At 41.3% G+C, this 13,912-nt stretch carries 8 protein-coding genes; 2 read left to right on the top strand and 6 right to left on the bottom strand.

Annotated elements, in window-relative coordinates:
* Positions 1–5 precede the first annotated feature (5 nt).
* Entirely contained in the window at positions 6–608 is a 603-nt protein-coding gene (locus tag LV85_RS10785) for a ribonuclease HII (RefSeq protein WP_211318401.1), read from the bottom strand.
* A complete protein-coding gene (locus LV85_RS10780; RefSeq protein WP_111319217.1) occupies positions 580–3,255 on the bottom strand; it encodes an MGH1-like glycoside hydrolase domain-containing protein in 2,676 nt (891 codons plus the stop codon). Before LV85_RS10780 ends, LV85_RS10785 begins: the two co-directional genes overlap by 29 nt.
* A 312-nt stretch (positions 3,256–3,567) precedes the next feature.
* Between LV85_RS10780 and LV85_RS10775 the strand changes: the two genes are divergently transcribed.
* Complete coding sequence (locus LV85_RS10775) at positions 3,568–3,936, top strand: BlaI/MecI/CopY family transcriptional regulator (protein WP_111319215.1); 369 nt, start codon at positions 3,568–3,570, stop codon at positions 3,934–3,936.
* Complete coding sequence (locus LV85_RS10770) at positions 3,933–6,992, top strand: M56 family metallopeptidase (RefSeq protein ID WP_111319213.1); 3,060 nt, start codon at positions 3,933–3,935, stop codon at positions 6,990–6,992. Before LV85_RS10775 ends, LV85_RS10770 begins: the two co-directional genes overlap by 4 nt.
* Before the next feature lie 13 nt (positions 6,993–7,005).
* On the opposite strand, the gene LV85_RS10765 is transcribed toward LV85_RS10770, so the two are convergent.
* The 4 genes from LV85_RS10765 to nrfA form a co-directional block, all read right to left on the bottom strand.
* Entirely contained in the window at positions 7,006–8,121 is a 1,116-nt protein-coding gene (locus tag LV85_RS10765) for a glycosyltransferase family protein (protein WP_111319211.1), read from the bottom strand.
* A complete protein-coding gene (locus LV85_RS10760; protein ID WP_111319209.1) occupies positions 8,118–8,993 on the bottom strand; it encodes a UDP-2,3-diacylglucosamine diphosphatase in 876 nt (291 codons plus the stop codon). Before LV85_RS10760 ends, LV85_RS10765 begins: the two co-directional genes overlap by 4 nt.
* Before the next feature lie 173 nt (positions 8,994–9,166).
* The gene (gene ccsA / locus LV85_RS10755) at positions 9,167–12,265 is read right to left on the bottom strand and encodes a cytochrome c biogenesis protein (protein WP_111319207.1); all 3,099 of its coding nucleotides are present in this window, start codon (positions 12,263–12,265) and stop codon (positions 9,167–9,169) included.
* 84 nt (positions 12,266–12,349) lie between these two features.
* Complete coding sequence (gene nrfA, locus LV85_RS10750; protein WP_111319205.1) at positions 12,350–13,846, bottom strand: ammonia-forming cytochrome c nitrite reductase; 1,497 nt, start codon at positions 13,844–13,846, stop codon at positions 12,350–12,352.
* Between the last annotated feature and the right edge of the window lie 66 nt (positions 13,847–13,912).

Here is a 13,912-nt window from a genome sequence, read left to right as displayed (position 1 = left end):
TAAGGCTAAAATTCTAATATTATCTGATCTTTCAACAACTTAAAGCTCTTTCTGTGCCAGATGCATGCTCCGTGAATTTCGATCCCGCTTCGATGGGCTTTGGTAGGATATCCAGCATTTCGTTCCCAAGCGTAATGAGGGAACTTCAGTGCTAATTTCTCCATCAGCTCATCTCGATACACTTTGGCTAGAATAGATGCTGCGGCAATACTTGCATATTTGCCATCACCCTTGATCACGCAAGTATGTGGGATGGTCAATTGGGACTTCCAGCGATTGCCATCGATCAGTAGATGTTCGGGTAAAAGGGCTAGTCCTTGCACTGCCCTGCTCATTGCCAGGAAAGATGCATTCAGAATATTGATTTGATCTATCTCTTCGACATTAGCTTCGGCGATTTGCCAAGCTAATGCCTGCTCTTTGATTTCTGCTATCAGATTTTCCCTTTGCTTTTTTCCTAGCTTCTTAGAGTCATTGATCCATGGATTGGAATAGTCGGCAGGAAGTATTACCGCTGCAGCCACCACAGGGCCAGCTAGACAGCCTCGACCTACTTCATCACATCCTGCTTCAATTCTATTAGCTTCTAAAAAGGGTTTTAGAATCATGGTCTTTGTCCTCTCTAATTTTGTAAAACTTGTGAATCATCTCTGCCACTAGGCCTGTCCAGCCCGTCTGGTGAGAGGCTCCTAAGCCCGCTCCACTATCTCCATGGAAATACTCATAGAAGAGAATGTAATCTTTGAAATGAGGGTCTTCCTGATACTTTTTGTGGCTGGCATTATAAACTGGTCGGTTTCCATTTTCATCCTTCATGAAAATCCGCATACAGCGTAGGGAAAGTTCCTTGGCAATGATATCCATAGTCATGTATTTACCAGAACCTGTCGGATATTCGATCGAGAAATCTCCACCATAATAGAAATCAAATTTCCTCAGTGATTCGATCAGGAGGAAATTGATCGGAAACCAAATCGGACCTCTCCAGTTGGAATTCCCCCCAAACATGACTGTTTCGGATTCACCAGGAGTGTATTTTACAGAAAGCGTTTCTCCTCCTATTTGCATGGAATACGGATTTTTCTCATGGTATTTGGAGAGAGATCTGATGCCGTAGTCACTTAGAAATTCGTCAGAATCCAACATTTTCTGCAATACGCTTTTCATTCTATGTCCTCTCAATAGCGAAAATAGTCGTCGCTTATCATAGCCAGGCTGAACCCAACTAGATACTAGTGCAGCCAATTTTGGTTTTTCTCGAAGGAAGAAGTTCAGTCGCTTTTTAAATTCTGGAAGTTTTTCGAACAAATCTTCTCGAATCGGCTCTACAGCGAAAAGTGGAATCAGGCCTACGATGGAGCGCACTTTCATTTTGCGCGGCTCTTTTCCCGGAAGGTGGAAAACATCGTAGAAGAAATTGTCCTCATCATCCCACAGAGAAATATGTTCTTCTGAAATATTACTCATCGCTCCGGCAATGTACAGGAAGTGCTCCAGAAACTTGGTTGCGGTGAATTGATAGACCGTATTGTACTCGCAGAGATCCAGAGAAATACGGAGTAGGTTCAAAGAAAACATCGCCATCCAGGATGTGGCATCAGCTTGTTCTAGTTTACCGTGATATTTCTGAGCGTGACTTCTGTCAAAAACCGAAATATTATCCAAGCCAAGGAAGCCTCCTTCGAAGATGTTTTTGCCATCACTATCCTTCTGGTTGACCCACCAGGTGAAGTTGAGCATCAACTTATGTAGTGCTCGCTCCAGGAATTCCTGATCGCCAACGCCATTATTCATTTTTTTGTCAATCTGAAAAACGCGTTGTACAGCCCAAGCGAGTACAGGCGGGTTTACATCAGAGAAATTCCACTCATAGGCAGGTATCTGTCCATTCGGGTGCATATACCACTCATTGAGAAGGAGTAGGAGTTGGCACTTGGCAAATTCCGGATCCAATCTTGCCAGAGGAATAGTATGAAAAGCTAGATCCCATGCCGCATACCAAGGGTATTCCCACTTGTCAGGCATGGAGATGATATCGTAGTTTTGCAGATGACGCCAATCACTATTTCTACCTTTTTTTCGCACAACTGGCGGTGTGAACCGACCAGGGTCACCTTCCAGCCATCGCTCTACATCATAGTAATAAAACTGCTTGGACCACATCATACCCCCATAAGCCTGACGCTGGATATTTACTAAATCTGGGTCAGTGACTCTTTCCTGTAGCGTTTCATAGAATTCATCCGCTTCTTTTTTACGCTGATCTAGACAAGTATCGCAGATTTCCAACGGGTTTTCTTCTACTTGATGTTGCATGCGAAGTTTTACTTGCCTGCTTTCACCCGCAGGAATCGTGATCTCGTAGATCGCAGCGGCTTTAGTGCCCTTATTTGCAGGATTTAAGTGTTTGGAATCTCCATTTACTACAAAGTCATTGATTGCGTCTTTCAGGTATTTCTTCTCGTTCCCGATGTTATAGATTCGTTCCCGATTGGTTTCGTTATCACAAAATTTCAGATCTGGATTCCCATCAAATGCGATGGAATAATTACCTGATTTTGGATTATAGGCCTTGATGGTGTTGTCTCCAGTTTTGGTGAGTTTGGGCATAAAAGGCTCATGTCCCGTAAACCAGGTTTTGCGAAACCATAGGGTAGGCATTACCCAGATTTTTGCTTCCTCAGCCCCTCGATTATGAATGGTAGCTACCGCAATAATGTCATCTACGTCTTGCTTGGCGTATTCGATAAAGATGTCAAAGTACTTGTCTTCATCAAAAATCCCTGTGTCTAGGAGTTCATATTCAGCGTCTAATTTGCTTCGTTTACTATTTTCTTCGAGCAGTTGCTGATAAGGGAATTCGGCTTGAGGATACTTATAAAGCATCTTCATGTAGGAATGTGTAGGAGTGGAATCCAGGTAAAAATAAATCTCTTTGACATCCTCACCGTGATTGCCTTGATTTCCGGTCAAGCCATACAAGCGTTCTTTTACAAATGGATCTTTGCCATTCCAAAAAGCCCAAGCCAAACAGAATTTTTGCTTATTATCAGAGATTCCAGCTATTCCTTCTTCACCCCAACGGTATGCTTTACTTCTAGCATCGTCATGGGTGACGTTTTCCCAAGCCGATCCATCCGGGCTGTAATCTTCTCGTACTGTTCCCCATTGTCTATCGGTGAGGTATGGCCCCCATTTCTTCCAATGTTTGGTGTGATCCTTATCTTCTTGTAATCGTATATTTTCAGCTGACATGTAAATTCTTGAATGCGGAATGTCCGTAAAATCAATTCAATGAAGTGTAGCCCAAAAATAGACTTTCATTCAATGAATTGGTATTTATTTTTTTGATTTGGTAATAATAAAGGCCTTATGCTCAATCAATGAACAATAAGAGAGCATGGGTGTCTTTGCTCTCGTTAAAGTAAATGCCTGGGCAAAACTACAAATTGTTACTAGGAAGCAAATAAGGTACTGGTACAAAATATTTAGCTTATTTTTTTTCATCTACACTTGTAGATGTTATTTATTGTTCTACATTTGTAGATGTAATTTAATTCAAAGGTAATGAAACTATCCAGAGCAGAAGAAGAACTTATGAACCATTTGTGGAGGTTGAAGCGGGCTTTTATGAAGGATCTTATGGATGCTTATCCTGAGCCCAAACCAGCTTCTACCACAATCTCTACGCTTTTGAAGCGGATGCAGGATAAGGAATTTGTCTCCTATGAAGCTAATGGGAAGTTGCGGGAATATTATCCCTTGGTGTCCAAAGAAAATTATTTTTCAAAGCATCTAAAAGGCTTGATCAAAAATTTCTTTAATGATTCGCCAGCACAGTTTGCCTCTTTTTTTACTAAAAAGACCGAACTCTCCGAAGAGGAGCTACTACATCTGAAAAGTATTATTGATGACCAGCTAAATCACAAGAAATGATCACTTACTTAGTTAAGTCTATAGCCTGCCTTGTAATCCTTCTATTAGTGCACCGCCTACTTTTACAGCGGGAAGCTATGCATAGATTCAATCGCTTTTTCCTGCTTTTTTCGGTAGTGGTTTCTTTTCTGATTCCTCTATATACGATTGAAGTTCCTCAGGAAATAACAGCTCCAGTGGAGGAGGTGATTTCTGAACCTGTCTTCTATGAAGCTAGCCCATCCGAAGTGATTTCTGAGCCTGTTTATTCTGGAGAGGTAAGTCCGGAATTCAACCAGGAGCAGGTATTTACTGCAGTAGCAGAATCCTCTTTTAATTGGGAATACTTACTATTTGGGCTTTACACGCTGATTTCTCTCGTGTTTTTGTATCGATTTGGGCGCAACATCAAGGTTCTGGTCAATAAGATTCAGAGAAATATTAAGATTAATTACCGAGGTCAAACTCTAGTTTTGCTCAAAGAGGATTCTTTACCTTTTTCATTTTTGAAATACATTTTCGTGGCGGAGTCCGACATGGAAAATGGCAAATTCACAGATGCTGTGTTCGCGCACGAATGCACGCATATCGAGGAAAAACACAGCTGGGATAACCTGTTTATAGAGGCCTTACTTGTGCCACTATGGTTTCACCCTGGACTGCACTGGGCGAAAGCAAGCATCAAGCTCAATCATGAATTTATAGCGGACCAGATAGCTTTGCGGAGCACTCCTATAGAGAAATACGAAAGTCAACTTCTCGCTATGATGCTTTCGGAGCAAAAATTTGGCTTGGCCAGCAGTTTGAATTTTTCATTAACCAAAAAACGATTTGAAATGATGAAAAGAAAATCAAAGAATTCTAGTACCTGGATCAAGGTGTTTGCATTGGTTCCTGTTTTGGGAGCGTTAGTTTACTTTTTCTCTGAGAGAGTGACGGCAAAGTCCGATGAAACTAATCAGGAAAGTGAAGTTTATGTAAATATTTCTAATCAGTCCTATCTGGAAGATATGGACTTTGATTTGACTTTTTCTCTAAAGCCTAATGGAGTAATTGAATATAGAAATGAGATTTATGCCTTGGATGCTGTAAAAGAGTTAATAAGTGAGTCCAAAAAATCCCAAGATGCAGTAAAGATTAATTTAATCACTGAATCGGGACTTTCTATGGGGGATCTAAGTGATTTTCAGGCAGTCTTAAGAGAGCTAAATATTCGAAGGATTTATTACTATGGGACGCAGGATAATGATTCACTTGGAGATAATGCAAGTCATGTACTTGAAAAAGAAAAGTATTTTGGAAATGTAATGTTCTTGATCGAGAATGATCAGCAGGGGTATGCTGAGAAGAAGTACGCACAACTTTCAGAACGCGAGAAAAGTTTGCTTCGTCTTCCTCCAAATGCACCTACAAAAAAGACTCCTTCTGATTCAGTTTATGACGGATTCAGAACAGATAAAGATTTGAAAATATGGTTTGATGGAGAGGAAGTTTCAAAACAGAAATTGGAAGCCATCGAGGTATCTGATATAGCTTATTATAAAAGTACTCCTATTTACGAAAATTTAAAATCTAATAAGTTTCCTCAACTTCCTATAGGCTATAATGTATCCTTATTTACTGATAATTATTACCAGAAAGTATATGGTCCTGATGCTGATATTTGGAAACCTAAGAAGGGAACAATTACTATAACTCCAAGAGGGACTTACGGAGTTGATATGTCAATTTACCCTGATCCGGTAAATGCATACAACGAACATTTAGATGAATACATAAAACTAAGTGATCAAGCGGATAGTAATTTTACTCACATCTTAGAAAAGCAACTCAAAGTTCATGCATCATATTCTCTCTTGGTAGGAATGTATTATCAATTGAATGCTGGGGACAAGTCAAAAGTTGTTCTTCCAGTTGCTCCTCCATCACCAGTTATTACTGTAGGAAAACGGGAGGAAGCTGCAGAACAAATTGAAGAGAATGAAAAGCATTATAGGAATGCTTCATTTTTTGTAATACAAGAATCAGGGGAATTACTAGAGAAGACCTATCAAATGCTTTCCGATCAAGAAAAGAAGATGTTGGTGCCACCCCCACCTCCCACTAAGAAATCTATCCCAACAAGTGAAGAATTTGAGTCGTGGAAGAATCCTGACACCTTTGCTCTTTGGCTAAACGGTACAGTGATTTCAAATGATAAATTGAATCAAATGAAAAGTAATGACATTGTGTATTACTATAGTGGCGCTGCTCGATCCAATAAAAACCTAAAGGAGCATCAGGTGTATTTATATAATCAGAAAGGCTTTGATAAATATTACGGAGGAGAATCTGGCTTTACAGATCCATTAACCAAAGAAGATACACTTTATCTCAACCCAACTAAAAATGAAATTTCTAGAGGAAATGCTTGGGTAAAAAAAGAAAAGGATCCTGTGGCCGCACAGAAAGTAGAAACTGCAGACAAATGGCCTCCGGGAGTAAAAGCAGCTCAGATAAAGAATGATCTTGAATCATACATAGATGCCTATGCAGCATACGAAAAGCTTCGAAAGCAAGCTCCGCACTTTGTAAACAGAAGCAAAGCTGAGCAAGAGAAGTTAACCGAAATGTATTCTGAACTCAGAAGTATGTACTTCCAGGTTGCATTCCATGACAAGCCAAAAGTCAGGCGCGCAGTGGTTCCTTATGTTCCTTACATTAAATTGACATCCAAAGGCGAAGTTTATTACAAAAAGGGGGAGGATCTAACTGCTGAAGAGCTAAGTATAGTGGGTCCACCACCTCCTCCACCTACTCCTGCAGAACTTTTAGAGTCTTACAAGAGGGTCTCTTACCAATATGAATTTATGCGTAATAAAAGTAGAAATGATGCTTCTTTATCCATGGAGGAGCGAAATACCTTGTTTCTAATGTACAATGAGCTTCAAGTTATATTCCTGAATATGGGTGCTCCTGAGCGCCGACAGGTTAAAATGGTCAATTTCCCTTATTATCGAGTAGAAGAAAATGGTAAGTCAGTGTTCAAAGCAGTATCTGAACTTACTCCAGAGCAAAAAGCATTAAACAACTGTTAGTAAAAAACACAGTTTATGAAAATGATTGAGTCAGGATGAAATCTGGTTCAGTCATTTTTGTTTCTGAGATGAGTTGCTGGAAGGCCTGAGGCCAGGTGTTTGTCCATTCTTTCATGGAATTTCCAGTTTCAAGCTGTGTTTCGATCAATGCTTCCAATTTGGAGAAGTCAAAGTTGCCTGAGGTAATTCCTGCGCCTGACTTTACCGTATCCAGGGCATTACAAGCCTGCTCGTATTGTCCTTTCACAGGGATTACCATGACGGATTTACCAAGGTATAGCGCTTCGCAAATCGATTCAAATCCAGCTGTACTCACAAGTCCCCTGCAGGCGGCCATATCTCGAAGGAAGTTCTTGTCATGAATGCGATGAAAACTCAAATTTGGAAGAGGATGCTCAGTCTCCGCAGCATCTTTTTTGTCCCAGTAGGCTCGTATCTTTAGATGAGGATTTGCTTGCGCATAAGAGATAACTTCCACACCATAACCGCTATTCACTATATAGGTCAGGAAAAAGTCTCCAGAATTTGGTGTTAGTTTTTTGATTTCTTCCCGCAAAAGTGGAGGAACTACCCTGATTTGATCTGTAGATTCCAATTCGTAGAAGGAGAGCGCCAGTTTTTCTGAGGCTCCGATGGCCGTCATTCTGGTGTTGAATTTGAAAAAGAACTTGTCTAGTCCTTTGGAGGGAGCAAATTTGAATTGTGGATGATAGATCAAATACTGATGTCCGATGACCCAGTATTGAGCTTTTGGACGAAAAACAGCATTATATATTCCACCCAATAAGTCATAAAAATTCAAAATTATATCCGGTTGCTCAGCTTTTACTACCTGATGAATCTCCTGTATACTTCGCCAAAAAGTAGCTGATTTTGCGAGATTGTGACGGATCGTTTTACCTATCATAATCTGTTTTTCATTTTTATCACAGGCAAAATTCGGACTTTCTACCAAATGAATCGGAGCTGAAATTTCTCTGGATAAAAACTCAGGAACAGCTCTACGTTTGCTTTTTCCGAGAATGAGGCCGGCTATTTCATGCCCTTGCTTCTCCAGCATTTTGGAAAAAGCTATTGCTTGGGTCATATGGCCCCGTCCTTCACCTTGGACTATAAATAGAAACTTCATTGTATGGAAGAGATTGCTGGTGGCTCCAGATCATCCTTTGGTTTTTCAAAAGAAACTTCCCTCATCGGGATTACGCTAGTTTCAACTTTACCAATGAAGAATTGATGTAGGCTGTCGTCTTTGGCCTCCTTGAAATTGATTTCATTGTAATAGATCAATTGCCAATTCCCTTCATAGTCTTCTGCCAAAGCACTCATGGTTTCGACCCAATCGCCGGAATTCATGTATTCTATTCCATCGATAATTCGATTTTCTGCCTTATGAATATGGCCACAAATGATTCCATCACAACCTTTTGCCTTAGCCATTTTTGCCAGTTCTTCCTCATATTGATCTATGTAGGAGACGGCTGATTTTACTCTCCCTTTTACGTATTGGGAAAGGGAGAAATAGGGGAGTCCGCGCTTGATTCGGTAGTAATTGACCAGACTATTGAGCCATAGCAGGAAGGTGTATCCCATATCTCCTAGATAGGCTATCCACCTAAGGTTAGTCGTAATGCTGTCAAATACGTCACCGTGCGTTATGAAGTACTTTTTACCGTGACTTTCGTAGATCATGTCTTTCTGAATCGATAGATTTCCTATTTGAAATGGTAAAATCTGATCCAAGAAATCATCATGATTCCCTCGCAAGTAATAGACCTTGGTGTTATGGTTCTCAATCATTTTCTGGATTCTATTGAAGAAGCGAGTGTGCTTACGCTTCCAAGAACCTGATTTTTTGAGTTGCCAGCCGTCAATTATATCCCCATTGAGAATGAGGTTTTCGCAGTGGTACTGCTTGAGGAATCGGGCGATTTCCTTGGCTTTCGAACCTTTAGTGCCCAGATGTACGTCTGAAACGACGATTGTTTTGAATTGGGTTTTCACTTTATTGGTTTTGGTTGAAAGGTAGCCCCTCCAATTAAACTCAGTGTCAGCTCATTATTAAAAAAATAGTAAGATTATAGCGACTTATAGCTCTACTGTAATCTTACTGTTAAAAAGATGTGAAAAGCTTTATGACCCCGTTTAAATGTGCTGCTTTTAGATAGGTTTGGCTATCAAACGTAAAGATCAATCTTCTCGGAAGCAGTCAATTTTTTGTAGCGGAAAATTGCTACTACAGAGATCACCAATAAAGCTGCTACGGCAAAATACACCCAAGTAGGTACAGGAACAGGATCTCCTTTGGCATAGGAGTGAAGGCCTGTGAGGTAGTAATTCACCCCAAAAGAGGTCATGACAATGGAGCTGAAAGCCCACAGAGAAGCGAGGTTGTATACAATAGAATTTTTGGTAGCGGGTACCAAGCGTAAATGAAGCACGATCACATAGGTAAGTACAGAAATCAGCGCCCAAGTTTCTTTTGGATCCCATGCCCAGTAACGTCCCCAACTTTCATTCGCCCAAACTCCCCCTAGGAAAGTGCCCACTGTCAACAGGAATAAGCCGACGGTGATTGCCAGTTCATTTACCACGATTAACTCTTTCATCGAAAGCCACCAGCGCGGGTTTGGAGTATTTGGTTTGAAAATGATTAGAAAAAGACTGAGCAAAGCGATTACTGCCGCCAATGCTAATGGAGCATAACTGCTTACGATGATTGCTACGTGGATTTTCAGCCAGTAGGAGTGGAGCACAGGCATGAGGTTGGTGATCTCAGGATTGAGCCAATCCAGAAATCCTACGAAGAGTAAAGTGCCAGAAAACAGTAAGGAAAGTGGAATAGTGAATTTGGATTTACGAGAAAATATCAATCCAAAAAGCAAAATCCCCCAGGCTACAAAGACTAGCATTTCGAAACCATCGCTCCAAGGTGGATGCTTGGCAATGTACCAGCGAAGTGATAAGTGGAAGGTGAAAACTATCCAGCCCAACCAGGTTAGTATAGTTCCAATTCTCCAAGAAAGATCCAATGCCTTACTTGATTTAAATAGTTTGACTATACCAAGAATGAGCATCAGTAGCCCAAGAATCCAAAAGTATCCGAATAATCGATTTCCAAGATTCAGCTTAGTGTAGAATAGCTCTGCCTCAATTTCATTTTCAGAAGGATATACTTCTTCTCCAGCTTTTTTCTGATACAAGGCGATGTAGTCCAAGGCTTCATCTGCCTCATCCCAATTACCTGTTGTGATCCCCTCGTCTAGATTGGCTAGGTAGAGATTACCGATGTTTTGTACGAAGACAGCATCCTCTTCTTCAAATCCCATAGCGAACTGTTGGCTGGTGTACCAGGTGTTATTATCATCGATGCGATTAGGGTAAAGTTTGAGGAAATCACCGATTAGTAGTCCATAGAAAATATTAAAGCGTTCATCCGTCTTAAGCAACTCCTTGTGTCCTTCATTTCGTTCGGAAGGCTTGAGTTTGTTGGCTTCTTCCACGAGATCAGCAAGCAAATATGCGCCGGCATCATCCACAAAATCCATAAAACTAAGTCGATCTGTCGGCTCTATTCCTAAAGCTTGAAATGCCTCCAAGGATTTTACTTTGTCAATTTTAATAATTGGAAGCTTTCCATATCCTTCAGGATCCAACTGAACAGCCAGGAGAAATTGCTCTGGACTCATGGTTATCATTTCCTCACCAAAAGGAATTTCTATGGTGCTACTTCCACATAGTTTTCTTAGAATTTCATTTGCCAAGGTGTTTAATGGCTTCATTCTACCATCGAGATCTTGCACAATCAGCCGACCATAGGCTTTGGCTTTAGCCTGCGGAACTAGGTAGGTGGAGGCTGGCTCATTAGCCAAACTTTCATTTGCAATGAATAGTAAGAGTAGGATTCCAGCTGCCTTGGATAGTTTGGATAATTTCTTCTGAAGAATGCTGAATCTGCTTCCCGGAGCAAAGAGTGTTAAGAACATGCCGAGCGTCAATAAGGTGTATCCTATATAAGTCAGGTAGGTTCCTGGTCTATCTTGATTGATGGATAATACGGTGCCTGCTTCATCAGAATCGTAGGAGGATTGATAAAACCGGAAGCCTTTATAATCTAATACATTGTTCATATAGATTCTAACCGGCCATTCCTCTCCTGCATCTTGAACCATAACTTCGCTAGCGTAGCTGGAAGGACTCTGAGAACCTGGATAACGTTCCAGTTCAAAGGCATTTAGGTGCAAGGAAAAAGGTAGTTTTTGAGCTTTAGGTCCGTAGGTCATGCTATAATTTTTGCCCTGATAGTTGAAGCTGTGCCATTCAGGCTTATAGGTGACTTTAGGGAAATAGCCTTCTGAAAGCCGATTGCCTTGCGGATCCGAAATGGATACTTTCAGCACATCAGCAAAGTTGTCCGCAATCTTTTCGTCCTGCTCAGATTCGTAACTTACCGTTACATTTTCATGAATAGACTTGATCACCATAGCGCCAGTTTCCCACTGATAGAGTGATCTCAATTTTAATTTTTCCACACTGCCTTCATGGATGACTCCCATCTGCTGCGTACTCATTTCCATTACTTGCAGATGCAGCTGACTACTGATCATCCAGGCACTGTCAGTTTTCCAGATTTTGATGGCATGATCTCCCGGATTTTCAATTCCTAATGATAACCCACCCATGTCGAAACTTTGTCCAGGGTGCATCACAAAGTCATCTCGATCCCCATCTTTCAGCACAGACATTTCAAAAATAGTCTCATCGCCATCAATGTATTTCACACGAGCTGCTGGGATGTATTCTTCATAAGTCACTGTGAAATCATTGCCGTCAATAGTGATATCTGTGTCCTTTTTCTGGAATGTTTTTGGGATAAATTCTGCTTTTTCCAGTTGAAGGCTACCGGATGCTGAGGCAACTTGAAGGTAGTTTGAAGCGGAATAGTAGGTGTCTTCTGCACTGCCAGTTCGGATGTGAATTACTCCTTCTTTGGAGAAGATCCTAGTAACTCCCGCGCCGATTATGATAATGATAAAAGCAAGGTGGAAAATTCCCAGCGGAAGTTTTCCCTTACTGAAAAGTCTATACTGCTTGATGTGCGTAACGAAATTCACACATAGCCAAATCATCACAACTTCAAACCACCAAGATTCATAGACTAAAGTTCTTGCGGTGGCAGTGCCATGATCATTTTCTATAAACGTTGCCACGCCCATTGATCCTGCTAATATGAGAAGAAGAACCAAAGTGATTCGGGTGGAAAGAAGGTATTTCATTCTAGGGGATTAAATGCCTGAGCGGATAAAACCGTCAGATTAATGTTAGCCTGTGCTCAGGTTTAAATTGAGCTAAGATCTGGTTTAATTGGAGCTGCTGATGGTTTTGACTTCCATCTTAGCTTCTCTTTCCTTACCGGCTTTGAGCCATTGAGGAACTACTTGCTCCAAGAATTCTGCTTTAGAAGCCTTGTCAGCAGGAATGTCCCAGCCTACATATTCTTGAAGAGCTTCCTTGTTTTCGAAATCTGGCATCGGCACTGGCTCATTGAAACCTAGGCTAGAAAGTAGTCTTGCTAGTTCAAGCCGGGTATCTTGGATGATCGCCATGCCCGAACTTACGATTCTGCTAGTTTCCAAGGGAGCATGGAATGCTGCTCCATGGGATGCAACTGAGTAATCCCATCTCCACTGTGCGTGACGGATACCCATTTGGATGTCTTTCATTTGAGCTTCAGTAGCTCCAAGTTCCCAAGCTTTCTGTGCTTCTATATGCGACATTGCTACTTGACGCTGAAGTGTGGAAGTTCCTTCTTTCACTTTTCGCTGGCGCTCATATACATCCGAAATAAGATCGTCCACTTTCTCTCTGTGACATACGAAACAAGAATTTTCTACATTGGAAAGCGGAGAGCCGATATGGTGATTGGTAAATTTCTGACCGCCCTCAGTCTGATAAGGCATATGGCAATCTGCACAGCTCACTCCTCGCTTTGCGTGTACACCTTGGGCATAGATCTCATAATCTGGGTGCTGAGCCTTTAGCATTGGCGTTTTGCTAAGTGGATTTACCCAGTCAGCAAATTCAATTTCATCATAATAGGCTTCGACGTTGTCTACGTCCATACCGTCTTTCCAAGGGAAAGTCAGGTAATTGGCTCCTTCTGCATCTGGCTTTTTCTTGTCAAAATAATACTCCACATGACACTGCGCACAAACCAATGAGCGCATTTCCTGATGAGAGGACTCATTGATGTCCTTGCCCATAGCTTCAAACGCTTCAATCAAAGCAGGTCTGGTGATAGTGAGCTTCATCGTTTCAGGATTGTGGCAATCGGCGCAACCTATGGGGTTGATGATTTCAGACCCAAAATCTGAAAATTTACTGCTGTAGAATTCTGTTACCCCGATTTCACTCATGAGTCTTGGTACATCTGGGCTTTTACATGTCCAGCAAGTGCTCGGCATTGGGCCATCTCCTGGCTTCATCGGCGCACCGGTACGTAAGATTTTAGTGACATCATTCACTGCGTAAGCGTGTCCTCGGGGAGCATTGTATTCCTTACTGAAAGCGTAGCCTGCCCAAAGAATGACCAGGTCAGGATCAGCAGCTAACATGTCTTTAGTACCACCACTATTGATAAGACTTACGAAAGTGGTGTCTTTGGTCTTCATATAAGATTGGTATTGTCGAGGGAAGTTTTCTCCCCATACAGAATCACGTGGCTCTATTCCTTGCAGCTGAACTTGAGGCTGATATGCAAATTTTGCTTCGTTTTTTCGATCAAAAATATTAAATGCCAGTAGGGCAAGCAGAAACACTACCACTGCTGTTCCCAAGAAAAGTATCCAGTTTTTCATGTGTTTTTAATTTAGGTTTTGGAGGTCACATGGAGTCTCGCATATTTTATTGTCATTCCTCTAAGT

Source organism: Algoriphagus chordae, from assembly GCF_003254055.1.
GTDB lineage: Bacteria > Bacteroidota > Bacteroidia > Cytophagales > Cyclobacteriaceae > Algoriphagus > Algoriphagus chordae.
Note: the sequence above shows the minus strand (reverse complement) of the source record. Positions and strands in the feature narration are given on the sequence as shown.

What these genes read in the sequence shown, in the direction of transcription:
- LV85_RS10785 (WP_211318401.1), bottom strand. Translation starts at nt 608, where the DNA reads ATGATTCTAAAACCCTTTTTAGAAGCTAATAGAATTGAAGCAGGATGT.
- LV85_RS10780 (WP_111319217.1), bottom strand. Translation starts at nt 3,255, where the DNA reads ATGTCAGCTGAAAATATACGATTACAAGAAGATAAGGATCACACCAAA.
- LV85_RS10775 (WP_111319215.1), top strand. Translation starts at nt 3,568, where the DNA reads ATGAAACTATCCAGAGCAGAAGAAGAACTTATGAACCATTTGTGGAGG.
- LV85_RS10770 (WP_111319213.1), top strand. Translation starts at nt 3,933, where the DNA reads ATGATCACTTACTTAGTTAAGTCTATAGCCTGCCTTGTAATCCTTCTA.
- LV85_RS10765 (WP_111319211.1), bottom strand. Translation starts at nt 8,121, where the DNA reads ATGAAGTTTCTATTTATAGTCCAAGGTGAAGGACGGGGCCATATGACC.
- ccsA (WP_111319207.1), bottom strand. Translation starts at nt 12,265, where the DNA reads ATGAAATACCTTCTTTCCACCCGAATCACTTTGGTTCTTCTTCTCATA.
- nrfA (WP_111319205.1), bottom strand. Translation starts at nt 13,846, where the DNA reads ATGAAAAACTGGATACTTTTCTTGGGAACAGCAGTGGTAGTGTTTCTG.